Annotated in this window: 24 protein-coding genes; 11 read left to right on the forward strand and 13 right to left on the reverse strand. The window is 66.6% G+C overall.

Features of this window, described 5'->3' with window-relative positions:
- Positions 1-48: 48 nt before the first annotated feature.
- A complete protein-coding gene (locus IWX81_RS10860) occupies positions 49-1,899 on the reverse strand; it encodes a heavy metal translocating P-type ATPase (RefSeq protein WP_199281591.1) in 1,851 nt (616 codons plus the stop codon).
- Between the two features lie 61 nt (positions 1,900-1,960).
- Positions 1,961-2,821, reverse strand: a complete 861-nt coding sequence (locus IWX81_RS10865; RefSeq protein ID WP_199281345.1) for a universal stress protein — start codon at positions 2,819-2,821, stop codon at positions 1,961-1,963.
- Between the two features lie 201 nt (positions 2,822-3,022).
- Here IWX81_RS10865 and IWX81_RS10870 point away from each other — a divergent pair, with 201 nt between their 5' ends.
- Positions 3,023-3,598, forward strand: a complete 576-nt coding sequence (locus IWX81_RS10870) for a DoxX family protein (protein WP_199281346.1) — start codon at positions 3,023-3,025, stop codon at positions 3,596-3,598.
- Positions 3,599-3,610: 12 nt separating this feature from the next.
- On the opposite strand, the gene IWX81_RS10875 is transcribed toward IWX81_RS10870, so the two are convergent.
- Entirely contained in the window at positions 3,611-4,075 is a 465-nt protein-coding gene (locus IWX81_RS10875) for a DUF1003 domain-containing protein (RefSeq protein ID WP_334593920.1), read from the reverse strand.
- The gene (locus IWX81_RS10880; RefSeq protein WP_199281347.1) at positions 4,072-4,923 is read right to left on the reverse strand and encodes a universal stress protein; all 852 of its coding nucleotides are present in this window, start codon (positions 4,921-4,923) and stop codon (positions 4,072-4,074) included. Before IWX81_RS10880 ends, IWX81_RS10875 begins: the two co-directional genes overlap by 4 nt.
- A gap of 145 nt (positions 4,924-5,068) precedes the next feature.
- On the opposite strand from IWX81_RS10880, the gene IWX81_RS10885 reads away from it, so the two are divergent.
- The 8 genes from IWX81_RS10885 (at position 5,069) to IWX81_RS10920 (ending at position 14,111) form a co-directional block, all read left to right on the forward strand.
- Positions 5,069-6,685, forward strand: a complete 1,617-nt coding sequence (locus tag IWX81_RS10885; protein ID WP_199281348.1) for a sensor histidine kinase — start codon at positions 5,069-5,071, stop codon at positions 6,683-6,685.
- Positions 6,682-7,314 (forward strand): response regulator, encoded by a 633-nt coding sequence (locus tag IWX81_RS10890; RefSeq protein WP_199281349.1) that lies wholly within the window; start codon positions 6,682-6,684, stop codon positions 7,312-7,314. Before IWX81_RS10885 ends, IWX81_RS10890 begins: the two co-directional genes overlap by 4 nt.
- A 67-nt stretch (positions 7,315-7,381) precedes the next feature.
- A complete protein-coding gene (locus tag IWX81_RS10895; protein WP_199281350.1) occupies positions 7,382-8,332 on the forward strand; it encodes a universal stress protein in 951 nt (316 codons plus the stop codon).
- 85 nt (positions 8,333-8,417) lie between these two features.
- The gene (locus IWX81_RS10900; protein WP_199281351.1) at positions 8,418-10,826 is read left to right on the forward strand and encodes a phosphoketolase family protein; all 2,409 of its coding nucleotides are present in this window, start codon (positions 8,418-8,420) and stop codon (positions 10,824-10,826) included.
- On the forward strand, positions 10,826-11,257 hold the full coding sequence (locus IWX81_RS10905) for a pyridoxamine 5'-phosphate oxidase family protein (protein WP_199281352.1): 432 nt from the start codon (positions 10,826-10,828) through the stop codon (positions 11,255-11,257). The genes IWX81_RS10900 and IWX81_RS10905 overlap by 1 nt, the downstream gene beginning before the upstream one ends.
- A 31-nt stretch (positions 11,258-11,288) precedes the next feature.
- Positions 11,289-12,170, forward strand: coding sequence for a universal stress protein (locus IWX81_RS10910; protein WP_199281353.1), 882 nt, complete (start codon positions 11,289-11,291; stop codon positions 12,168-12,170).
- A gap of 70 nt (positions 12,171-12,240) precedes the next feature.
- Complete coding sequence (locus IWX81_RS10915) at positions 12,241-13,284, forward strand: NAD(P)-dependent alcohol dehydrogenase (RefSeq protein WP_199281354.1); 1,044 nt, start codon at positions 12,241-12,243, stop codon at positions 13,282-13,284.
- 140 nt (positions 13,285-13,424) lie between these two features.
- Positions 13,425-14,111, forward strand: coding sequence for a hypothetical protein (locus IWX81_RS10920; protein WP_199281355.1), 687 nt, complete (start codon positions 13,425-13,427; stop codon positions 14,109-14,111).
- A gap of 27 nt (positions 14,112-14,138) precedes the next feature.
- On the opposite strand, the gene IWX81_RS10925 is transcribed toward IWX81_RS10920, so the two are convergent.
- From IWX81_RS10925 to IWX81_RS10955, 7 genes are all read right to left on the reverse strand, one after another.
- Positions 14,139-14,387, reverse strand: coding sequence for a hypothetical protein (locus IWX81_RS10925; protein ID WP_199281356.1), 249 nt, complete (start codon positions 14,385-14,387; stop codon positions 14,139-14,141).
- Positions 14,388-14,422: 35 nt separating this feature from the next.
- A complete protein-coding gene (locus tag IWX81_RS10930; RefSeq protein WP_199281357.1) occupies positions 14,423-14,635 on the reverse strand; it encodes a hypothetical protein in 213 nt (70 codons plus the stop codon).
- A gap of 96 nt (positions 14,636-14,731) precedes the next feature.
- Positions 14,732-15,136: a pilus assembly protein CpaE gene (locus IWX81_RS10935; RefSeq protein WP_199281358.1), complete on the reverse strand. Its 405-nt coding sequence runs from the start codon at positions 15,134-15,136 to the stop codon at positions 14,732-14,734.
- Between the two features lie 19 nt (positions 15,137-15,155).
- On the reverse strand, positions 15,156-16,247 hold the full coding sequence (locus IWX81_RS10940) for a VIT1/CCC1 transporter family protein (RefSeq protein WP_199281359.1): 1,092 nt from the start codon (positions 16,245-16,247) through the stop codon (positions 15,156-15,158).
- A 32-nt stretch (positions 16,248-16,279) separates the two neighbouring features.
- On the reverse strand, positions 16,280-16,429 hold the full coding sequence (locus IWX81_RS10945) for a hypothetical protein (RefSeq protein WP_199281360.1): 150 nt from the start codon (positions 16,427-16,429) through the stop codon (positions 16,280-16,282).
- Positions 16,430-16,441: 12 nt separating this feature from the next.
- Positions 16,442-17,377 carry an aldose 1-epimerase family protein gene (locus IWX81_RS10950; RefSeq protein ID WP_199281361.1) on the reverse strand — a complete coding sequence of 312 codons (936 nt, stop codon included), beginning with the start codon at positions 17,375-17,377 and terminating at the stop codon, positions 16,442-16,444.
- The gene (locus IWX81_RS10955) at positions 17,374-18,162 is read right to left on the reverse strand and encodes a DeoR/GlpR family DNA-binding transcription regulator (protein WP_199281362.1); all 789 of its coding nucleotides are present in this window, start codon (positions 18,160-18,162) and stop codon (positions 17,374-17,376) included. Before IWX81_RS10955 ends, IWX81_RS10950 begins: the two co-directional genes overlap by 4 nt.
- Before the next feature lie 55 nt (positions 18,163-18,217).
- On the opposite strand from IWX81_RS10955, the gene galT reads away from it, so the two are divergent.
- Positions 18,218-19,309, forward strand: a complete 1,092-nt coding sequence (gene galT, locus IWX81_RS10960; RefSeq protein ID WP_199281593.1) for a galactose-1-phosphate uridylyltransferase — start codon at positions 18,218-18,220, stop codon at positions 19,307-19,309.
- Positions 19,306-20,466: a galactokinase gene (gene galK, locus IWX81_RS10965; protein WP_199281363.1), complete on the forward strand. Its 1,161-nt coding sequence runs from the start codon at positions 19,306-19,308 to the stop codon at positions 20,464-20,466. Before galT ends, galK begins: the two co-directional genes overlap by 4 nt.
- 266 nt (positions 20,467-20,732) lie before the next feature.
- Here the strand turns inward: galK and IWX81_RS10970 are convergent, their stop codons facing one another.
- Positions 20,733-21,614, reverse strand: coding sequence for a bifunctional methylenetetrahydrofolate dehydrogenase/methenyltetrahydrofolate cyclohydrolase (locus IWX81_RS10970; RefSeq protein ID WP_199281364.1), 882 nt, complete (start codon positions 21,612-21,614; stop codon positions 20,733-20,735).
- Positions 21,614-22,900: a serine hydroxymethyltransferase gene (glyA, locus tag IWX81_RS10975; protein ID WP_199281365.1), complete on the reverse strand. Its 1,287-nt coding sequence runs from the start codon at positions 22,898-22,900 to the stop codon at positions 21,614-21,616. Before glyA ends, IWX81_RS10970 begins: the two co-directional genes overlap by 1 nt.
- Positions 22,901-22,915 lie beyond the last annotated feature (15 nt).

Here is a 22,915-nt window from a genome sequence, read left to right on the forward strand (position 1 = left end):
GTTTCTCTCCTGCCGAGTGGTGGGTATTACTCACTCACTCTGTCATCATCACTGTGCACTCACCTGGGCAACAGGGGCGAAGGTCCCCTCGCGGGAGCCGACGGGCTGATGCCGTCCGGCCCTCAGGCTGTTCAGGATCGTCACGACGTCGACGACCTCCTGCAGCGCAGCGCCGATGATCGCCGGCAGCACGCCCACCGATGCGACCAGCATGAGCACGATGCTGAGCCCTATCCCGATCCCGATGCTCTGATAGGCGATCCTGACGGTGCGCCGGGCGATCGACACGACCTCGGGAACACGACCGAGATCATCGACGAGAACCACGACATCGGCGGATTCGCTCGCCGCTGTCGCCCCGCGGGCGCCCATGGCCACCCCCACATCGGCAACAGCCAGCACCGGCGCATCATTGACCCCGTCGCCGACCATCATCGCGGGTCGGGGTTGCATTGAACGCATGGCTTCGACCTTGTCGATGGGCATGAGCCCGCCTCGCACGTCGTCGATCCCGACGCCTTTGGCGACCTTGGCCGCGGTGTCCTGGGCGTCGCCGCTCAGCATGAGGGTGCGCTCCACCCCCAGTTCGTGCAGCCGCGCCATCGCCTCGGCGGCCTCCGGTCGCACGCGGTCGGTCAGCACGACGCGGCCGATCAGCGTGCCCGCGCGCGATACGTAGACCGCCGTCTCGCCCGCCGCGAGCGCAGCCCACGGTTGCTCCGTGTCGGGGGCGACAAAAGCCAGCTTCCCGACGGCGATCTCCGTGCCGTCCAGGAGCCCGTGAAGACCCATCGCGACCACCTCTGTGACGTTCGCCGCAGCCGGCAGGTCGAGGCTTCGATCTTCGGCGCCATCCACGATCGCCTGCGCAAGCACGTGCGCAGAATGTGTTTCGAGGGCAGCCGCCAGCGACAACACCTGTTCGTCGCCGTCACCCAGGGAGTCGATCCGGTCGACCCGTGGAATGCCCTGGGTGATAGTGCCCGTCTTGTCGAATGCGGCGGTGCGCACACGCGACAGTTGTTCGAGTGCGCCACCTCCCTTGACGATGACACCGCGGGCAGCGGCACGACTCATTCCCGCGATGAACGCCACCGGAGTGGCGATCAACAGCGGGCACGGCGTCGCTACCACGAGCACCTCGGCCAGCCGAACCGGGTCACCCGAGATGATCCAGGCAACGATCCCGAGGGCGAAGGCGCCGATGGTGAACGGAATCGCCACCCGGTCTGCGAGACGCACGAAGGGCGCACGGCTGTCGGCAGCGCCACGCACGAGGTCGACGATGGTCTGGTACTGGCTGAGTTTCGCCGTCGTGGTCGCTCGGATCCTGATGACGTCGTCGGTGTTCACCGCGCCACTGAGCAGCTGCCCGCCCGCCGATATCCAGACCGGCAGGCTCTCGCCGTTGATCGACGACTGGTCGAAAAACGCGCCATCGGAGAGCAGTTCGGAATCGACCGGCACCGCCTCCCCCGGCTTCACCTCGAGAATATCGCCAGGGGCCACGACATCCACAGGAACGTCGTCGACCTCGCTCCCGGATTCCCTGTGCGCGATCCTCGGCGCCCGGCTCATGAGCGCCGTCAGCTCTCTTCGCGCGCGATGGGCGGCGAAATCCTCCAGGGCCTCACCCGACATGAGCATGAGCACGACGACGAGTGCCGCCCAATAGTCGCCGATCACGACCGTCGAGACGATGGCCGCGACCGCCAGTATGTCGATACCCCAGGTGCCGCTTCGCAGCGACTTCACCATCGACCAGCCACTGCGGGCAGCGATCAGGATTGCAAAGGCGCTGGCCACCCACTGCGCGGCAGCCGCCCACGGCGTGAGAAGCAGGATCCCCGCGACTGCCGCCACGAGCAGGGTCGCCCAGATGAACCTGTAGCGCAGCATCACTCGGACAACGCCCCAGCGCGGTTCAGGTCAGTGGGGTTCGGGTCAGCGGGGTTCATGATCAGTGAGGTTCATGATGGTGATCCTCCCGCGGGATCACCGCGACGACGGTAGGCATGGTCATCAGCACGTCATGGCTGACCGAACCGAGAATGAGACTCGCGATAACTCCGCGGCCCCGCGAACCGATCACCACGAGTGAGGCTCCCGCTGCGGCCCTGATGATCGCCGCCGAGGCCGACCCCGAGCTCAGGGAGTGAGACACCTGCAGTTCGGGAAACTCGCGGGTGATCCGATCGACGGCCTCGGCGAGGAGTCCGCGATGAGCCGTGGCGAGATCCTGCACGATCGATGGCGGAGTCGACGGCACCAGGGATCCCGAGGGCGGCGCGCTCCACGCGTGCACGATCGTGAGCCCCACCTTTCGCCTGACCGCCTCTCGAGCCGCGAAATCCAGGGCACGGTCGCTCGTCTCGTCATCGGTCCAGCCGGCCACGATGCGACCGGTGGATGCCCTCCAGCCGGCGGGGACGACGATCGTGGTGCATCCGGCCCATCCTGCGACTCGGAGGGGAAGGGTGCCGTTGATCATGCCGGCGAGCGCCGACGGCCGGTTGGATCCGATCACCAAAAGGTCGGAGCGTCGGGACGCGGCGACGATCTCATCGTGCACGATTCCATGGCGAAGATTTGTCACCAGGGGCAGGTCGGGGTGGACGAGGATGACGCTGGCTCGCGCCTGCGCCACGGCGTGCTCATAGGGCGTGCGGCTGACCGCGCCCTGCGGCAGTTCCACGTTCAACGCGATGACAGCGGTGATCTCCAGGGACAGGTCGACGTGGGTAGCGCGATCGATCACCCATGCGACCGCGGCGTCACTCGCCGGTTCGCCGTCGACCGCGACAGTGAGCTTCTCAGTCATCAGTCATGTCCTCTCATCCATGATTCATGGTGACGTTTCTGCACCACCTGTCACAGGGCCGAAAGTCCCGGCACCCCCGTCGTCACGGCCCCGAACCCACGGGACCTTCGGCACTAACCGCGGCGGCAGCGTCACGCCACAGTGGGCCCTGCACCACTACCGGTCGTCGACCGCGACCGGCCCCCCAACGATAGGAATGCCATGACCACCATCACCTCCCCCGCGGCTCGCGATACCGCTGCCGCGACGCCCCTCGCAAGCACAGCGGCGCTCGACCGACCGGTTGCGCGCCGCAGCCTCGCCCTGCTGCGCCTCGCCACCGGTTTCATCTTCCTGTGGGCCTTTCTCGACAAGACCTTCGGTCTCGGGTTCTCCACCCCCGCCGAACGCGCGTGGGTCAATGGAGGCACACCCAGCCAGGGCTTCCTCGGGAGCGAGGCCGTGACGGGCCCGCTGCAGCCCTTCTTCGCCGGCATCGCGAGCCCTGCCACCGATGTGCTCTTCATGCTCGGGATGCTCGGCATCGGTCTTGCCGTCATGCTCGGCATCGGCCTGCGCATCAGCGCTGTTGCCGGCACCGTCATCATGGTGCTCATGTACCTCGCTGAGTGGCCGTTCACCGCGGGAGCGGCATCCACCAATCCCGCCGTCGATTACCACATCATCTACGCCCTCGCGCTGATCGTGGTCGCCACCACGGCCGCCGGAGACACCTGGGGCTTCGGGGCGGCGTGGCGCAGGCTGCCGATCGTGCGCACCCAGCACTGGCTGTTCTAGAGAGCGGCTCCTCTAGGAGGAATCAGGAAGGGCAGCATCTTCGGGGATGCTGCCCTTTCTCTCATTGCTGGCAACGAGGATCGAATGAAGCTCGGCGATCATGAGAAGCTGCCGGCGATTGATCTCGAGCAGGGTCTCGATGTCGATCTTCGCCGCTACGTTGGTGTCGAAGTCGTGTGAGGCGAGGGCTGCTGCGATGGCATCCTGCCGCTTGGCCGCGATGAGCAGGATCGCACCCTGGAGCCCCGCGAGCATGCTGAGGAAGAGATTCAGCAGGATGAAGGGGTACACATCCCACCCCCCGCCCAGCGAATTGAGCAGGGCCCAGAGAATCATGAACCCGATGAACCCGGCGACGAATCGCCAACTGCCCATGACGTTGCGCATGCGGTCTGCGGCGCGCTCACCCCTCGTGAGATTCTGCGCCTGGGTCTCGTGCCAGTTGAGTCGTGGAATCTGGCGGGCGCTTCGGGTCATGACGACTTTCCGGGCTGGCGCCCAAGAACGATCACAGGGCTCGAGATGTTCGCGAAGACGTCATGATTGACGGCGATGGCGGGGTCATCCGGGTCGGCGCCCGGTCTGGCCAGCACCAGTGCGCTCGCCGTGGCCGCCGCCGAAACAAGTGCTTCAGACACGGTACTCGTCGACAGGCGTGCCCTGACCGTCACTCCGGAATCGATGCTCCGAGCGGTGGATGCCGCTGCCTCGAGCCGTGCGGCCCTGCCATCCTCCCCCCGCCCGGCCACCGAGGCCGCGCCCCAGGCCGAGACGATGAGCAGCTCCTCTCCAAGCCGCACGGCTTCGCGAGTGGCGGATACGAGGGGTTCACCGCCGGTATCCACCTGCGCCGCCACGACGACGCCACGACGGGAGCGCGCGTGGAACTCCGGGATGATCGCCACGGCGCAACGAGCCCGCATGACGATCCCCAGGAAGCTCGATTCGAAGGACTGGCCATAGGTGAAACCGGTTTTATGGGTGCCGATCACCAGCAGCTCGGCACCGACGGAAGCGTCGAGCAGTGCCCTGGGCGGCAGGCCCGTCACCACCCGACCGCGCACCGGTGGCGTGACCCGGTCGGCTCCCAGGCGCTCGAGCTCGGCATCGAGCACGGCTGCCGCGTGGTCCCGCACCGTGGTGTCGCGGGCAGCCCCCAGCCCCAGCCACCGTTCGTCGAGGACGTGGACAAGCTGAACGGACAGCCCTCGGGCCCCCGCACGCTCGATCGCCCAATCGGTTGCGGCGCGACTGGGCCCCGAGTCGTTCGCTCCGACAACTATCGTTCCGACGAGTGTGGTTTCGACGAGTGTGGTTTCGACCATGCCTTACCGCCACCTTTCCCATCGAGCATCACCCGTGCCAGCCTGCCGAGATAGGGCCATTGGTCCCCCACCGTCCCTGCGCGTAAGCTCGGGCTCGGAGGCCTGGAACAGGATCACCCTCCTGAGCGCACAGCCGGGGTGTGTCGTGGATCAACTTCAGGATCTGGCCACGCAGGGGCGTCTTCGCGCGCTTCTCCGTGCGAACGAGGCGATTATCGGCCACCTCGATCTCCCGGTGGTGCTCGAACGCATAGTCGGTGTGGCCGTCAACCTCGTGGGCGCCCAGTACGGCGCACTGGGCGTGCTGTCTCCGGACGGCGGACTCGAACAATTCATCAACGTCGGCATGACGCCGGACCAGGTCAAGCACATCGGCCACCTCCCCCAGGGCCATGGACTGCTCGGCGCCCTGATCGACGATCCCCATCCCATCCGGGTACCGAGGCTCGCTGACGATCCACGATCCGCAGGCTTCCCCGCCCACCATCCACCGATGGCGAGCTTCCTGGGCGTGCCGATCCGGGTGCGCGACGAGGTGTACGGAAATCTCTACCTGAGCAACCAGTCGTCGGGAGAATTCAGCGACGACGACGAGAAGCTCGTGGTCGCACTGGCCGCCACCGCCGGGATCGCGATCGAGAACGCGCGACTCTTTGCCGAGACACACCGACGCCAGGCATGGGCCGCGGCATCCGCAGAGATCACGGCGGCCCTCGTATCGACCGACGAGGGCAACAGCCTCAACATCCTGACAGCACGGATGCTCACCCTCGCCGAGGCCGACATCGTCTGGGTGCTGCAGCCCACGAACGATTCCGGCCAATGGGTCGTCACGACGGCGCGGGGAATCGACGAGGAGCGCATCGAGGGAATCACCCTGAATGCCGGCAGCTCGATCATCGCGAGCGTCATCGAGGCGGGGCAACCGCGGCTGGTCGACGACGGGGCCGGATTGCAGCCGTTACCCGGCAATGCCCAGCATCTGGGCGCCGTCATGGCCGTGCCGCTCGCCGCACCGGGCCGGGGAGTGCTGCTCGTCGCGCGCGTGGCCGGTCGCCCCCGGTTCGCTCGAGCCGACCTCGAGATGGCAGCCAACTTCGCCGGTCAGGCGAGCGTCGCCATGGAAATCTCCGCCGCTCGGGCCGCCCGCCAGAAGGTGGCGCTGCTGGAGGATCGCGGACGGATCGCCAGGGACCTGCACGACCACGTCATCCAGCAACTCTTCGCCACCGGGCTCGAACTGCAGAACATCGCCGGACAGACCCAGGGCGACGTCGCCGACCGGATCTCGGCCTCGGTGACCAACCTCGACGCCAGCATCTCGCAGATTCGCACCGTCATCTTCGCGCTGTCGACCTCGACCAGGGAAGGCAGCCCGGCCGTGCGACACGCGGTCATCGATCTCGCCAATGAATTCGCCTCCCCTCTCTCCAAAACTCCTACCGTCAGCTTCTCCGGACCCGTCGATCTCATGATCACCGACACTCTCGCCGACGATGTGCTCGCTGTCACGCGCGAGGCGCTGGCCAATGTCGTCAAGCACGCCGAGGCCCGCACCGTCTCCATCGACCTGACCGTCCAGTACGGCTGGGCGACGCTGGCGATCACGGATGACGGCCGCGGCATGAAGGGCTCGACCCGCCGCAGCGGAGTCATGAACCTCGAGAATCGGGCGCTCGATCGCGGCGGCAGCTTCACACTCGACTCCGATCACCACGGCACACGCCTGCGCTGGTCCGTCCCCATCGAGGCGACACCGTGATCCGGGTATTCCTGCTCGACGATCACGAGCTGGTGCGCCGCGGAATCAACGCCCTGCTGAGTGCTGAGGTCGATATCGAGGTGGTCGGCGAGGCATCCACCGCGGCGCAGGCGATCGGGCGCATCCGGGCGACGGCTCCGGATGTCGCGGTGCTCGACGTGCGCCTGCCCGACGGGAGCGGCATCGACGTCTGTCGCGACATCCGCTCTTCCCTGCCCGGCACACGCTGCCTCATGCTGACCGGATACGACGATGACGAAGCGATCTATGCCGCCGTGCTCGCCGGCGCCTCGGGTTACGTCATCAAGGACATCAGGGGGAGCGGTCTCGTGGAGTCGGTCCGAGCCGTAGCCGCAGGGCGCTCCCTTCTCGACCCGGCGCTGAACCAGCGGGTCGTGCAGCGGATCAGCGAGAATCACGAGGCAGACCCCAGGCTCGAGTCACTCACCATGCGGGAGCGGCAGATCCTTCCCCTTATCGCCGAGGGTCTGACCAACCGGGAGATCGGGGAGCGGCTGAACCTCGCCGAGAAGACGGTCAAGAACTACATCTCCGGCCTGCTCAGCAAGCTCGGCCTGCAGCGGCGCACCCAGGCCGCCGTGCTGCATCTGGAGTCGAAGCAGGATTAGGGCTCTCCTTCGAAATAAGGGCCTTTGGGCCCTACCCTTCGAGGCATACGCCCGCGAGGGTGGAGTCATGACCACTCCATCCCTTCCTCTCGTCGTCGGCGATGACGGCTCCACCGGCTCACGACACGCACTCGAACTCGCGCTCGACCTTGCCGAACGGCTGGATTCTCCGGTGATTGTCGTCCGGTCCTGGGGCGCTCACGCGCGCAATTCCTACCTCGCCGAGACGCTCGAAGACGCCACACCGGCTGCCGAGTTCACCGAGCAGGTTCTCGATGAACTCGTGAGCGAGACTCGGTCGATCGTCGATGAGCACCCCGATGTGTCGATCGACTTCAGGTCGGGATCTCAATCACCCGCTGATCTGTTGTGCGAGGCATCCACTGCTGCCCGGATGCTCGTGGTGGGGTCGAGGGGTTTGGGCGGCGTTTCCGGCCTGTTGCTCGGGTCGGTCAGCAACGCGTGCCTTCACCAGTCGACCGAGCCTGTGCTCGTGGTTCACGAACCGAGAACACCGGAGGCATCGACCCGGATCGAGCCACGCCCTGCGCATCCGGGCGAGATCGCAATTCCGAGTGTGACTCCGGGATCAATCGTGGTGGGTCACGATGGCTCTCATGGTGCCGACCGAGCGCTCACCGAGGCCCTGCAACTGGCTCATGACCTCGATGTTCCGGTGGCGATCATCCGAACCTGGAGTATCGACAGCGCGCCCCACGGAGAGCTGTGGAAAGACGGCGCTGTGGCGTCACATCTCGACGTGTCCGAGGCTGTGCGCCAGAGACTGACGGCCGAAACCCAGCCTGTGACGAGCCGTCATCCCGGGGTCGTCGTCGACTACATCGGTGTTTTGGGACAGCCCACCGTCATTCTGACTCGCGCATCCCGCGATGCGCTCATGCTGGTTGTCGGCAGCCGAGGGCGTGGAGGTTTCAGCAGCCTTATGCTCGGATCGGTCAGTATGCACTGCGCGCATCGCGCCGAGTGTCCGGTTCTCGTCGTGCCGCATCACGAGTAAGGACCCACAGCACACGTCCGGTCGCGTCCGCACGGTGGGACCTTCGACCCTGTAGCGGGCAGGTCGCGATCGTTACCGTCGAGGTATGACGAGCCCCGACGCACACCACGAACTTGCTCTCACCACTCAGGCACCCCTGCATGTCGTCGACGCGTGGTGGCGCGCAGCGAACTACCTCACGGTCGGCCAGATCTACCTGCGCGAGAATGCGTTGCTGCGCGAAGCCCTGACCCCGGCAGACATCAAACCGCGACTTCTGGGGCACTGGGGCACCTCGCCCGCGCTCAATCTGATCTATGCCCACCTGAACCGCCTGATCGTGCAGCGATCCCTCGATGTCCTGTACATCGCGGGACCGGGGCACGGCGGGCCGGCCATGGTGGCCAATACGTGGCTCGACCAGACATACTCCGAGCTGTTCCCTGCGGTGACCCAGGATGGCGCGGGAATGCTCGAGCTGTTCCGCCAGTTCTCGGCACCGGGCGGTATCCCCTCGCACGCCTCCCCCGGCACACCGGGATCCATCAACGAAGGCGGTGAGCTGGGCTACTCGCTGGTGCACGCCTTCGGCGCCGCGCTCGATAATCCCGGCCTCATCGTGGCCTGCGTGATCGGTGACGGCGAAGCCGAGACGGGCACGCTCGCCGCGAGCTGGCATCTCAACAAGTTCCTGAACCCCGACACCGACGGCGCGGTGCTCCCGATCCTCAACCTGAACGGGTACAAGATCGCCAACCCGTCGGTGCTCGCCCGCATCCCTGAGTCCGAACTGTTCGATCTGTTCCGGGGATACGGTTATGACCCGATCCTGGTTTCCGGCGGCTTCCACGGCGAAGACCCCATGGTGGTGCATTCCGCGATGGCCGATGCCCTCGAGGATGCGGCAGACCGCATCGCCGAGATCCGCCGGGCGGCCCGGAGCCCGCAGCCGGCACCTCGCCCGGCCTGGCCCATGATCATCCTGCGCACCCCCAAGGGCTGGACAGGGCCGAAAGAGGTCGACGGGCTGCCGGTGGAAGGCACCTGGCGGGCGCACCAGGTTCCGCTGGCGGCTGTGAGGGAGAACCCCGAGCACCTCGCCATGCTGGAGCAGTGGATGCTCAGCTATCGCCCCGAGGAGCTGTTCGCCGCTGACGGATCCCCCATGCCGATGCTGTCGTCGATCCGACCTCGCGGCGAACACAGGATGAGTGCCCTGCCCGCGTCCAACGGAGGACTACTGCTCACCGACCTCCACCTGCCTCCGCTCGAGTCCGTGGCTGTGGATGTCTCGGCCGGTCGGGGCGCGACGGCGGAAGCCACGCGCGTGCTCGGTCGATGGCTCGCCGATGTCACCAGGCTCAATCCCGACACGTTCAGGATCTTCGGCCCGGACGAGACCGCATCCAACCGCCTCGATGCGGTCTATGACGTCACCGCCAAACAGTGGATGGGCAGCACGGAATCCACCGATCAGCACCTCGCGCGCCAGGGTCGCGTGATCGAGATCCTCAGTGAAAACCTGATCGAGGGATTGCTCGAAGGCTACCTGCTGACCGGTCGCCACGGCCTGATGAGCTCGTACGAAGCGTTCATCCACGTCGTCGATTCGATGTTCAACCAGCACGCGAAGTGGCTCGAAGCCGCGAAGGAGATCCCCTGGCGCCGTCCGGTCGCATCCCTCACCTACCTGCTGAGTTCACACGTGTGGCGACAGGATCACAACGGCTTCTCCCACCAGGATCCCGGATTCCTGGGCCACGTGGTGAACAAGAGCCCCGACATCGTGCGGGTCTACCTACCGCCGGATGCGAACACCCTCCTCGTGACGGCTGAGCACTGCTTCACAACCAGGGATCACGTCAACGTCATCGTGGCCGGCAAGCAGCCGGCACCCACCTTCCTCAGCCTCACCGAGGCACGAACCCACGGCGCGCGCGGCATCAGCATCTGGGACTGGGCGGGCACCGAGCAGCCCGGCACTGCACCGGATGCCGTCATCGCCTCCGCCGGCGACGTGCCGACGCTCGAGGCCATGGCCGCGGTGGCGCTGCTGCGCGACGCGATCCCCGGCATCTCGCTGCGGTTCGTCAACGTCGTCGACCTGATGCGGCTGCAGACCAGAGAGCAACACCCGCACGGCATGTCGACCGGTGATTTCGATTCGATCTTCACCGCGAGCAAGCCCGTCATTTTCGCATTCCATGGCTACCCGAGCCTCATCCACCAGCTCGCCTACAAGCACACGAATCACGTCAACTTCCATGTGCTCGGATTCCGCGAGAAGGGTACGACCACCACGCCGTTCGACATGCTCATGATGAACGACCTCGACAGGTACCGGATCGCGATCGACGTGATCCGCCGTATCCCGGGGCTGCAGGATCGCTACAGCAGCCTCATCGAATTCTTCGAGGATGAACGCTCCCGCCTGCGCGCGTTCGCCTACGCACACGGCGAGGACAGCCCGGAGGTCACAGGCTGGGAGTGGATAGCCACGAGAGAGGGCAACTGATGGTCGGCAGATCCTGGCTGACGCCGGAAGAGACACCGCAGGTCGAGAAGCTCGGCCCGAACGAGAGCTGGGCGCTGCTCGAACGCGCGCCGATCGGCCGGCTGGCGGTGCAGGCAGGCGATGGCGTCGACATCTTCCCGGTCAACTTCGTGGTCAAGGATCACGCTGTGTACCTTCGCAGCGCTCCCGGTTCGAAGCTGGTCGACATCGTCAAGGCGCCATCCGTGGCCTTCGAGATCGACGGAAGCCGGTGGCGCACCCACTGGAGCGTCGTGCTGCACGGTGTGGCCGAGCGCATGTCGTACGACACGGACATCGTCGACTCCGGAGTTCTCGACCTCACGACGATGACCTCGTCGTCGAAGTGGAACTACATCCGGATCACGCCGACGTCCATCACGGGGCGCCGTTTCGTCTCGCGCACACGCTGAGTACAGGTATACACAGGCAGAGGAGAGAACAATGGTTGAGAGAGTAACCGTCGCCGTCGACGGAGGACCGGCCAGCGACGCTGCCGTCGAGTGGGTCATCCACCGCACGCGGTCGACAGAGCTGGTGCTCGACATCGTCGCCGCGGTCGGGCTGGATTCTGAGCTTCCGACCGGGGCAGAGTCGCACTATCGCACGCCCTTCGAGGATGCGCTCGATCGGGCGAAAGCACGGGTTCGCGCTGCGGTGCCCGGTCTCGCCGTGACGACGACGATTCTGCGCGGCCTCCCCCATGAGGCGCTCGTCACGGCGGGCCTGAGCTCAGACCTGCTCGTCATCGGCACCAATAAGACCTCACCCATCGCCGGGATCGTGCACGGAACCCTTGCGCTCAAGGTGGCGGGGCAGTCGTCGTGCGTGACCGTCGTGGTTCCCGTGAACTGGGTACCGGGCGAAGGACAGGTCGTGGCCGGGTGGGACAACGACCCCATCTCCGAGGAGGCTCTCGACTTCGCCGCAGCCGAGGCATCGCACAGCAAGTCCAGCCTCTTGATCGTGCACACCTGGACCGCAGCACCCACCTCCGTCGAGACGCCCGCGATCATCGTCGAAGAGATCATGACCACGAATCGCTCGCTGCTTGCGACGGCTGCCCACAGGATCGAGCGGGCATATCCACACCTCTCGGTCACCCAGGGACTCCACCCCGGCTCTGCGGCCGTGGCGATCGTTCGCGCTGCACGTGGCGCCTCCCTCGTCGTGGTGGGTTCACGCGGGCGCGGAGCCATCGCGGGATTCTTCCTGGGATCGATCAGCCATGACGTGCTGCTCAACATGCCAGCGCCCGTGGCGGTCATACCGAAGTGGGAGGCTCCCCTCGACGTGTACCCCGACATCCTCGACGAAGATTTCTAGGGGCTGCTCCGGGCCGGGATAGGGACTTTCGGCCCGGGCGCATCCGGATGCCGCGATCTATCGTGAAGCCATGAGAGCACTCCAGTATCGAGCCATCGGATCCGCCCCCGTCCTGGTCGAGGTCGACCAGCCTGAACCCGGCCCCGGCCAGGTCCTCCTGAAAGTCTCTGCCGCCGGCGTCTGCCACTCCGACCAGTTCCTCATGGGGCTGCCCCAGGAGCAGTACGACGCCTACGGTTTCGGGTTGCCCCTCACCCTCGGGCACGAGGGCGCCGGAACGGTCGAGGCGATCGGCGCCGGCGTGACCGGTGTCTCGCTCGGAGAATCGATGGCCGTCTACGGCCCCTGGGGATGCGGCCGCTGCCACATGTGCGCGCAGGGCAAGGAGAACTACTGCACCGCTGCGGCGAGCCTCGGCATCCAGCCGCCCGGGCTGGGCGCGCCCGGATCGATGGCCGACTACCTGCTGATCGACGACGCAAGGCACCTCGTCCCGCTCGGCGATCTCGACCCTGTCGCCAACGTATCCCTGACGGATGCGGGGCTGACTCCGTATCACGCGATCACGCTGTCGCTGCCGAAACTCGTGGCGGGAACCACGGCCGTTGTCATCGGCGCGGGTGGACTCGGCCATGTCGGCATCCAGATCCTCAAAGCCATGACGCCGGCCAGGGTCATCGCGGTCGACCTGAGCGAGCAAAAACTCGAACTCGCACGCTCTGTCGGGGCGGATGAGGCGATGCTGAGCGATGGTGACACGGCATCCGTCATCCGCGGCCTCACCGGAGGGCTGGGAGCGAGCGTCGTCATCGACTTCGTCGGCGCACAACCCACGGTCGAGCTGGCGAGCACGGTGGTTGCTGTCGAGGGCGACCTGACCATCGTCGGCATCGGAGGCGGGATGCTCCCCGTGGGGTTCGGGAGCGTGCCGTACGATGTCGCCGTCCGCACACCGTACTGGGGAACACGGGCAGAACTGATGGAGGTGCTGGATCTCGCCCGCGCCGGAAGGATCACCGTCGAGACCGAAGTGTTCTCCCTCGCCGATGCGCCCCTCGCTTACGAGAAGCTGCACGCCGGCACCATCCGCGGTCGCGCCGTGATCGTGCCGTGACGGGGCCGGCCCGGGCTCGCCTCCGCGGCACACCCTGTACCCGATATCGATGACAGGGTGTGCCGCACATCGGCAAGCACGTCCGCCTGGTTCATGATCGACAGTGACAGCAGTCAGGGTCGCAGCACGGGGGACATCGAATGAGCGCGCACGACATCCGACTGCTCGATCGCCCCCGAACCTTCCCGATCGGGAGCGCCAGGGCACGAGTGGCAGCCGCTCAGGCCCGGCGCGCCGCACGATCGACGAAAATCGCCAGCCTGACCATCGCGGCGGTGGTTCTCGTCGTCGCGGCCGGGGTCTCCGTGCTCGCCGTCTCAGGCCAACCGTGGAATCCGTCTTTCACTCTCGCCTCCATCGGCCTCGGATTCCTGCTCCTCGGCCTGGGCGGCGCACCCCTTCTGAGAGGGATGGCTGTCTCGCGGATGCAGCGTTCACGGCCTGAAGCCCTCGTCTTCCTGGCGCTGCGCGAACTGACCGCCGCGCCCCACCTCGAGACCTACCAGTACCGCAAAGACAACACCGAAAACATCCCGGACTCCTGGGTTATGTCGGTCGTCGACGACCGGGGCATCTCCGTGTGGTCGACAGGCGTGCGCCCGAAGGAGCTCATTCTGATCCAGTGGTCGGAAATCGGAGAGGTCTCGGCTGTGTCGTTCTCCTCGCTCGGGGGCCGACAGAGAATCGGGGCGGCTCTCGATGTGCGGCCGATCCCTCAGCCGCTGCTCGTGAGTTTCGGATTCGCAGCCCTCGGGGTCGAGGGAACAGTCGATCAGGACGGTGCTGTCGCCGTCGTCGACGCGATCAACTCGATGCGAGCGACCTGACAGTCGTCAACTCAGACAGCGGTCAACTCAGATTGCGCTGGCCACCCGGGACCGCGCCCAGTGTTCTGCGATCGCGACGATCTTTTCTGATGGAGTTCCTGGCGCATGACTCAGGGTGCTGGCGTTTTGCCACACCGATAACCACATCGCTTTCATCGCGAGGTCTGCCTCAGCCTGGTCAGGAAAATGACGACGGAAGACCGTGTACGTGGCAACACTGAGGATGTCGTACAGCCGCGAGAAAGCGGCGCTGTCTCCCGCAGCGACGGCGCGCATCAGTGTGCACTGCACACGCGCCGCGCGAGGCCGGATCACCGGTTGAACGAGTGGATCTGCTTGCTTGCAGCCTTACGGGCCTTGTCACGGGCCTTCTTGGCCTTCTTGCGGGCCTTCTTCACCTGCGGGTCGTTCCAGTAACGGGTGGCGACCTTCTTGATCTCGTTGTATCGGCTCTCGCCAGCCTTCGCACCGAGAACGTAAGCGGCAAGCGCGATGACGGCAATGACGAGGTACTGGGGGCGCATGTGAGGCTCCTTCTAACTGTGTGGTTCCGGTTTACATGAGCGCGCCTTTGCGGTCACCGTCGAACCTACAGGCGTCGGCTGGGAACCTTGTGGCCCCTATACGGCGAGGGAGTCGAGCAGGTATAGTGCTGCGCGCGCATACGCGTCGGCCGCGTCATCCGCTTCGAAATCATGAAGCTGGCCTTCCGCTTCCATCTGCACTACGAAGCCATCGCGCACCGTCAAAGAGCGGAACGTCGCGGCCAGGAACTGCCGCAGCTGGTGTTCGTGAGGCAGCCACAGTGCGTCGTCGAGCGCTACGGAATCCAACGCCCACTCGGTGGTGCCGTTGAAGCCGAGTACCGTTCCCGTGCCGTAATCGTGAGCTTCGACCGTCATGTCGCTGAGGATGTAGACCTCTTCATCGGCCTCCACCCTGTCGATCCGAAACGCGTCGCCGGCCTTCGGGCGCCATGTCAGTCCGGAATCGCGCAGGGCACGAGCGAGGGCGGTGGAGATCATCCTTCGATTATGCGCGATACTAGCCCGCGCTCACTCCGAAGAGCAGGCCCAGCAGGTACGTGACGCCGGCAGCGCCGAACCCGATGGCCAGTTGGCGCAGGGCGCGCTTGAACGGGGATGCCCCGGCCAGCAGCCCGACGATGGCTCCGGTGCCCAGCAACGCCAGCCCGACCAGCACGGCCGAGATGATCACGGCGGTCGACCCTTCGGCGCCGAACAGGTACGGAAGCACCGGGATGATGGCGCCGGAGGCGAAGAAGCAGAAGCTCGACAGCGCAGCGCCGATCGCAGAGCCGACAGCTTCGTGATCCTGCGGCCGAAGAACGGGAGCAGTCGAGCGACCGCCGACGGCCGCTGCGTCGATTACCTCTGCGGCGTGGGTGGTGGCGTCATCGACGCTCATGCCCCTGGCCCGGTACACGAGGGCCAGCTCGTTGGCATCGACGTCGAGGAAGGGCACAGAGTCACCGGTCTCCTGGCTCGGAGTCGTGGCATCCAGCAACTCACGCTGCGAGCGCACCGAGACGTATTCGCCGGCCCCCATGGACAGCGCTCCGGCGAGCAGTCCAGCGATTCCGGTGAGCAGCACGATGCGGGTGTCGACTCCGGCGGCCCCCACACCGAGCACGAGCGCGAGGTTGGAGACGAGACCGTCATTGGCACCGAACACGGCGGCCCTGAACGTGCCGGAAAGCCGCTGGCGGCCCCGAGCGGCGAGTGCCCTGACGACCTCCTCGTGGATGCGCTCATCCGCCGCCATCGCGTCGGTCGCGTCGTTGTCTGCCTCGTAGGGCGATCGCGATTCGGCCCGCTGGGCGAGCGCCAGCACGAACACCGAACCGAATCGGCGGGCGAGGAACCCCAGGAAGCGAGTGCGTAGATCACCGGTTTGCGGATGACCCACGTCGTTTCCGAGGAGCCTGATCCAGTGCTGCTCGTGCCGGCCTTCGGCCTCGGCGAGCGCCAGCAGGATGTCCCGTTCCTCGCCGCTGCGCCGCGACGCGAGGTCACGGTAGACGGCCGCCTCAGCGCGTTCGGCGGCGAGGTACTTACGCCAGCGGCGCAGATCGGACGGGCTCGGGGCGGCGCGGTCGTGCACGGTGTCGCTCATGGCGGGTTCCTTCGGTGAGGACCATGCCGGAATCAGGGTACGACGACTCCGGCCAGGTCTGACTGACCGAAGGTCTCGTTCGCCAGCGGATCAGAATGATGCCGCTGGTGGAGCACCGGGCCCGTCATCGTGACGAGCCAGTATGTCGATGTCTCACTCCACGCGAGCCGCCCTACCTGCACTCGCGCTGGGAACTACTCCCCTTCGTGTGACCCAGAGTACCGGATGCCCCAGCCGAGCGTCCACGTCTCGCCGGGTTCCACCCACCGCAGCCCCTGCCCGGAGTTGAACGCGTTCGGCGGAGCGGTCATCGGCTCGATCGCGACCGCGCGGCTGAGCCCGCCGTCTTTCGGGAAGATCGGGGTCGTGAAGACCTGCACGAACCTGTGATCGGCATCCTGGAGCAGTCGCACCTCGCGGCCGTCCGGAGCGCGCAGCACGGCGCTCACGCCATCCACTGTCTCCACGGCGCCGTACGCGGTGTCGAGCGTAAGTTCACCGACGAGCTTCGGTTCGCGCAGGTCGAACCGCGTGCCGTCGACGGGGCGTTCGGCGAGCGGGTTGAGCCGGCCATCCACCTCGAAGTACGTGGATGCGTGCACGGTCAGCCGGAGCTGCCCCGTCGGCACGTCGCCGATTTTGAGGAACGGATGGGTTCCGACGGCGACCGGGGCCTTCGTCAGCGACAGGTTCTCGATGGTGTGGGTGACGTCGAGACCGCCGTCGACGAGTTCGTAGGTGATGGACGTCGCAAGGTGGAACGGGTATCCGTGTTGCGGGAAAATGACCGCTCCGAGCGTGACGGACCCCTCGGTGCGCTCGACCTGCCGGTACGCAGTGTTGCGCAGCAGACCGTGGATCGCGTTGTGCTTATCGGGCTCCGTGAGGTCGAGCTGCATGGTCTTGCCGTCGAGCAGCCACCGGCCGTCTTCGATGCGGTTCGGCCACGGCACCAGCACGATGCCGTCGGCGAAAGGAGGTGTCGCGTCGTCGGGGTAGGACTCGGTCAGGTCGGTGCCGTCGATCGACAGGTGTCGAAGCGACGCTGCGACTTCGGCGATGATCGCCGTCGCTCCGGCGCGGGTGATCTCGAACTGCTCGCCGGTCGGGGCGGTGGATGGCTGGTTCACGCGGTCAGCTTATCGGCGACGATCACGGTCATTCCGCCTCCGCGCAGTTCGTCCACCACGGTGTCGTCGGTGATGCCCGCCGTGACGAGGGTGTCGAACTCACGGGGGCCACCGATCGCTGCCAGCGCCGTTCGACCCAGCTTCGTGGCATCCGCCAGCAGGATGCCGCGTCGCGACCGCGCGCGCACCATCGACTTGATCTCAGCCTCAGCCAGGTTGATGTTCGTGGCTCCCTCGACGGGATGCACCCCGTTGCAGCCGATGAACGCCAGATCCAGGATGAGCGTGTCGAGCATGGACGCCGCGAACGGGTTGACCAGCGAATGCTGCAGCGGCCGGAGGGTCCCGCCGGTGACGAGCACCGTCAGGCGCGGAATGGCGGGTTCGAGGGCGAGCGCGATGGTGAGTCCGCTCGTGACGATCACCACGTCATGCAGGTCGCGACGGTCGACGAGTGCGAGGGCGAAGGCCATGGACGTGCTGCCGGCGTCGACATAGATGCTGTCGCCGTTGCCGACCAGGTGGGCAGCTGCGCGACCGATCGCGACCTTGGCCGCGGCGTCCCGGTCCAGCGCCGTCTCCAGCGAGGGCTCGGCGGCGCCCGCTGGCATCGCGCCGCCGTGCACCCTCGTCACCCGGCCGCGGCGCTCGAGGGTGCTGAGGTCGGCGCGCACTGTCACTTCGCTGACGCCGAGCTCCAGGCTCGCGTCGGTCACCCTGACGAAGCCGCGCTCGGTGACCAGTCTTTCGAGCTCATGCTGTCGCGCTTGCACTGGGAGTACCATTTACGAATTCCTCCGATGTCGAAAGGTCAACTTTCGATATCGTAATACCATGCTGATGGCTGGAATCACGAAACACCCGACCACGCTCGCCGATGGTCGCGAGCTCATCTACTTCGACGACGCCGACTCCACCCTGCCGGCCGAGCGCGCCGTCGACTCGCGAGTGCTCGATCCACGCCCCGCCACCGCGACGATGCGGCAGGATCCCCTGACGGGCGAATGGATCTCGATCGCCGCTGCGCGCCAGAACCGTGTCTTCCTCCCTCCCGCCGACCAGGATCCCCTCGCACCGGCGAGCCCCGCCAATCCGTCAGAGGTGCCGAGCAACTACGACGTCGCGGTGTTCGAAAACCGGTCGCCGTCATTCGGCCCCTCCCACGATGCGTTCGATCCAGCCCTGCTGGAGGAGATCGGACTCGGTCGCTCCCTGCCCTCGGTCGGCCGCTGCGAAGTGGTCTGCTTCAGCCCCGAGCACGAAGGATCGTTCGGCACCCTCACGCCATCGCGCGCACGCACCGTCATCGAGGCCTGGGCCGACCGCACCGAGGCGCTCAGCGCGATCCCCGGGGTGCAGCAGGTGTTCCCGTTCGAGAACCGTGGCGAGGAGATCGGCGTGACCCTGCGGCATCCGCACGGCCAGATCTATTCATACCCGTACATCACGCCGCGCACGCAACGCGTCATCGCCTCGATCGAGAAGTTCGGCCCCGGCCTCTTCCAGTCGATTCTCGACTTCGAGGGCGCCTCAGACCGGGTTGTGCTGAGCGGCGAGCACTGGACGGCCTTCGTGCCGTTCGCGGCCCGCTGGCCGATCGAGGTGCACATGCTGCCGCACCGGCACATCCCCGACTTCGCCGCCACCAACGACGCGGAGCGCGCCGAACTTGCCGGCATGTATCTCAGGGTGCTGCGCGGCATCGACGCGCTGTACGACACCCCGACGCCGTACATCGCGGCCTGGCACCAGGCTCCCGTCACCGTTGCGCGCGACGACATCCGGCTCATGCTGCAGGTGACCAGCCCCCGACGGGCCGAAACTAAACTGAAATACCTCGCGGGCTCCGAGGCGGCGATGGGCGCGTGGATCGGCGACATCCTCCCCGAGCAGACTGCAGCATTCATCAGGGAAGGCATCGATCGCGCATGAGCGACATCAGGGACGACGTCACAGAAGGCTTCGAACAGGTTCACGGCTACACGCCGCTCGGCATCTGGTCTGCTCCCGGCCGGGTGAACCTCATCGGTGAGCACACCGACTACAACGAGGGATTCGTGCTTCCGTTCGCAATCAACCGGCGCACGGTCGTCGCGCTCGGCATCCGGGATGACTCCCGCATGAATGTGGCGAGCGAGTTCGCGGATGAGATGGCGGGCATCCCGCTGGCCGAACTGACGCCGTCGCGGCTCGAGGGCTGGTCCGCCTATCCGCTCGGGGTCGCCTGGGCACTCGGCGAGGCCGGCGCCGACCTGGCCGCCGTGCCGGGAGTGGACCTCTACATCGAGTCGACGGTGCCGGTCGGTGCCGGGCTCTCGTCATCCGCCGCCATCGAGAGCGCCGTCGCCGTCGCGCTCGACGAGGTCTGGCAGCTCGGCCTCGACCGTCCCACCCTCGCGAAAGCCGGCCAGCTCGCCGAGAACAAGGCGGTCGGAGCCCCGACCGGCATCATGGACCAGTCCGCGTCCCTGCTCGGCCGCGACGACCACGCCGTCTTCCTCGACTGCCGCAGCCTGGAGTCTGAGCTCGTTGCACTGGGGTTCGCCGAGGCGGGACTCGAGCTGCTGATCATCGACACCGGGGTGTCGCACGACCACTCCACCGGCGGATACGCCGACCGGCGCGCATCATGTGAGGCGGGAGCCGCCGGCATGGGAGTGTCGTCGCTGCGCGATCTCAGCGTCGACGACCTGCCACGGGCGAGGGAGACACTCGACGACGAGACCTTCCGTCGCGTGCGTCACATCGTGACCGAGAACCAGCGTGTGCTCGACACGGTCAGGGTTCTGCGCTCCGAGGGGCCCACCGCCATCGGCGAGCTGCTGGATGCCTCGCACCTCTCCATGCGCGACGACTTCGAGATCTCGGTGCCCGAGCTCGATCTCGCGGTGGAGACCGCGCAGGCGAACGGTGCCATCGGGGCGCGGATGACCGGGGGCGGTTTCGGCGGTGCCGCCATCGCCCTGGTGCCTGCGTCCGGAATCTCGAGGATCCAGGTCGCTATCGATGGAGCGTTCGCTGAGCACGGATTCGGCCAGCCGACGATGTTCACGGTGACCGCCTCGAACGGAGCCCAGCGCGACCGCTGAGCCGCGGCATCCACTCCCCTGCTGCTGCTGCTGCTGCTGCCGCCGCGCCTGCTGCTGCTTGCTCATTATTCAGGAGGTGGTGTGTCTGGCGGGGCTGACGTGACCCGGGAGGTCACTCTCGCCCCAACACACCCACCAGCCACACAACCTCCGGAATAATGAAAGGGGTTAGAAGACCTCGAGGTACTTCAGCGTGAACGAGACGATGCCGACGAGAGCGACGATCACTCCGATGGTGAGCCAGAATCGACCCCAGGGGAAATGCTTCACGAGACGTTCCTTTCAGCAGCATCAACGACGTTCTTAAGCAGCATGGCACGGGTCATGGGGCCGACTCCGCCGGGCACCGGTGACAGGTACCCCGCGACCTCCACCGCGGCAGGGTCCACATCGCCCACGAGCCGCGCCTTTCCCGTCTCCGGATCGACCACCCTGGTGATTCCGACGTCGAGCACCGCCGCGCCAGGCTTGAGCCATTCGGGCTGGATGAGCCCCGCAACCCCGACCGCGGCGACGAGGATGTCGGCCCTGCGGACATAGCTCTCGAGGTCGACGGTGCGCGAATGGGTGAGGGTGACCGTGGCATCCAGTCCCTTGCGCGTCAGCAGCAGGCCGAGCGGGCGACCGACGGTCAGCCCTCGGCCGACGACGACGACGTGACGACCCGAGATGGGCACGTCGTAGCGCTGCAGCATCTCGACGATTCCGGCCGGCGTGCAGGGCAGCGGAGAGTTGATCTCCCCGCCGACGCCGAGCACGAGTCGCCCGAGGTTCGTCGGGTGCAGGCCGTCGGCATCCTTATCGGGATCCATGAGCTCGAGCATCGCGTTCTCGTCGAGCCCTGCCGGCAGCGGAAGCTGGATGATGTAACCCGTCACGGCGGGGTTCGCGTTGAGGTCGGCAATCGCGGCGCGGACCTCGTCGGCTGTCGCGGTCTCGGGCAGGTCGACCCGGATCGACTCGATGCCCACCTCGGCGCAGTCGCGGTGTTTTCCCGCTACGTACGACAGGGAGCCCGGGTCGCTTCCGACGAGCAGGGTGCCGAGGCCGGGAGTGACGCCCCTGGCCGTGAGCGCGGTGATGCGCTCGGCGAGTTCCGCCTTGACCGCCGTCGCTGTGGCGACGCCGTCGAGCCTGACCGCAGTCATCAGTGCCAGGATCCCGGGCTCTCGAGGCCCGGGTAGAGGGGATAGCCGTCGGTCAGCTTCAGCACGCGCGCACGGAGGGCCGCGACATCCGGTGCCGGCTTGAGCGCCTGGGCGATGATGTCGGCCACCTCGGTGAACTCGACGTCGCCGAAGCCGCGGGTCGCGAGCGCCGGGGTGCCGATGCGGAGCCCCGAGGGGGTCATCGGCGGGCGGGGGTCGAACGGCACGGCGTTACGGTTCACGGTGATGCCGACCGAGTGCAGGATGTCTTCTGCCTCCTGGCCGTGGATCGGTGCCTTGCGCAGGTCGACGAGCACGAGGTGCACGTCGGTTCCTCCGGTGAGCACGTCGATTCCGGCGGCCACAGCGTCGGGTGCGGTGAGTCGCTCGGCAAGGATCTGCGCGCCACGGATGGTGCGCTCCTGGCGCTCGATGAACTCGGGCTCAGCGGCGAGCTTGAACGCGGTCGCCTTGGCCGCGATCACGTGCATGAGCGGCCCACCCTGCTGGCCGGGGAACACGTTGGAGTTGATCTTCTTCTGCAGCTCGAGGTCGTTGGTCATGATGAACCCGGCGCGCGGGCCACCGAGCGTCTTGTGCACCGTCGACGAGACGACGTCGGCGTAGGGCACGGGCGATGGATGAAGCTTGGCCGCGACCAGCCCGGAGATGTGGGCCATGTCCACCCACAGCTTCGCGCCGACCTCGTCGGCGATCTCGCGGTACGCGGCGAAGTCGAGCAGGCGGGAGTATGCGGACCATCCGGCGATGAGCACGTGCGGCTTGACCTCGCGGGCCTTCTCGCGCACGACGTCCATGTCGATGAGGAAGCTCTGCGGGTCGACCCCGTAGGCGTGCGCCTCATAGAGCTTGCCGGAGAAGTTCAGGCGCATGCCGTGGGTGAGGTGGCCGCCGTGGGCCAGTTCGAGACCCAGGATGCGGTCGCCCGGCTGGGCGATAGCGGACAGCACGGCCGCGTTCGCCGAGGCGCCCGAGTGCGGCTGGACGTTGGCGTATGCGGCACCGAACAGGCTTTTGGCGCGCGAGATCGCGAGGCTCTCGGCCACATCCACGAATTCACAACCGCCGTAGTACCGACGGCCGGGGTAGCCCTCCGCGTACTTGTTCGTCAGCACCGAGCCCTGCGCTTCGAGCACGGCGCGGGGCACGAAGTTCTCGCTCGCGATCATCTCGAGCGTGCCACGCTGGCGGCCGAGCTCCTGCTCGAGAACCTGCGCGATCTCGGGATCGACTTCGGCCAGGGGTGAAGTGAAGGTGTCAGACATGGGCGCTCCTAAAAA

It is taken from the genome of Salinibacterium sp. CAN_S4 (genome assembly GCF_015752305.1).
Lineage (GTDB): Bacteria > Actinomycetota > Actinomycetes > Actinomycetales > Microbacteriaceae > Rhodoglobus.

Coding starts and splice junctions, on each gene's coding strand:
- IWX81_RS10970 (WP_199281364.1), bottom strand. CDS start 21,614: ATGACTGCGGTCAGGCTCGACGGCGTCGCCACAGCGACGGCGGTCAAG.
- glyA (WP_199281365.1), bottom strand. CDS start 22,900: ATGTCTGACACCTTCACTTCACCCCTGGCCGAAGTCGATCCCGAGATC.
- IWX81_RS10865 (WP_199281345.1), bottom strand. CDS start 2,821: ATGACTGAGAAGCTCACTGTCGCGGTCGACGGCGAACCGGCGAGTGAC.
- IWX81_RS10875 (WP_334593920.1), bottom strand. CDS start 4,075: ATGACCCGAAGCGCCCGCCAGATTCCACGACTCAACTGGCACGAGACC.
- IWX81_RS10940 (WP_199281359.1), bottom strand. CDS start 16,247: ATGAGCGACACCGTGCACGACCGCGCCGCCCCGAGCCCGTCCGATCTG.
- IWX81_RS10870 (WP_199281346.1), top strand. CDS start 3,023: ATGACCACCATCACCTCCCCCGCGGCTCGCGATACCGCTGCCGCGACG.
- IWX81_RS10935 (WP_199281358.1), bottom strand. CDS start 15,136: ATGATCTCCACCGCCCTCGCTCGTGCCCTGCGCGATTCCGGACTGACA.
- IWX81_RS10860 (WP_199281591.1), bottom strand. CDS start 1,899: ATGCTGCGCTACAGGTTCATCTGGGCGACCCTGCTCGTGGCGGCAGTC.
- IWX81_RS10910 (WP_199281353.1), top strand. CDS start 11,289: ATGGTTGAGAGAGTAACCGTCGCCGTCGACGGAGGACCGGCCAGCGAC.
- IWX81_RS10925 (WP_199281356.1), bottom strand. CDS start 14,387: ATGCGCGCCGTCGCTGCGGGAGACAGCGCCGCTTTCTCGCGGCTGTAC.
- galK (WP_199281363.1), top strand. CDS start 19,306: ATGAGCGACATCAGGGACGACGTCACAGAAGGCTTCGAACAGGTTCAC.
- IWX81_RS10955 (WP_199281362.1), bottom strand. CDS start 18,162: ATGGTACTCCCAGTGCAAGCGCGACAGCATGAGCTCGAAAGACTGGTC.
- IWX81_RS10920 (WP_199281355.1), top strand. CDS start 13,425: ATGAGCGCGCACGACATCCGACTGCTCGATCGCCCCCGAACCTTCCCG.
- IWX81_RS10900 (WP_199281351.1), top strand. CDS start 8,418: ATGACGAGCCCCGACGCACACCACGAACTTGCTCTCACCACTCAGGCA.
- IWX81_RS10905 (WP_199281352.1), top strand. CDS start 10,826: ATGGTCGGCAGATCCTGGCTGACGCCGGAAGAGACACCGCAGGTCGAG.
- IWX81_RS10915 (WP_199281354.1), top strand. CDS start 12,241: ATGAGAGCACTCCAGTATCGAGCCATCGGATCCGCCCCCGTCCTGGTC.
- IWX81_RS10930 (WP_199281357.1), bottom strand. CDS start 14,635: ATGCGCCCCCAGTACCTCGTCATTGCCGTCATCGCGCTTGCCGCTTAC.
- IWX81_RS10880 (WP_199281347.1), bottom strand. CDS start 4,923: ATGGTCGAAACCACACTCGTCGAAACCACACTCGTCGGAACGATAGTT.
- galT (WP_199281593.1), top strand. CDS start 18,218: ATGGCTGGAATCACGAAACACCCGACCACGCTCGCCGATGGTCGCGAG.
- IWX81_RS10895 (WP_199281350.1), top strand. CDS start 7,382: ATGACCACTCCATCCCTTCCTCTCGTCGTCGGCGATGACGGCTCCACC.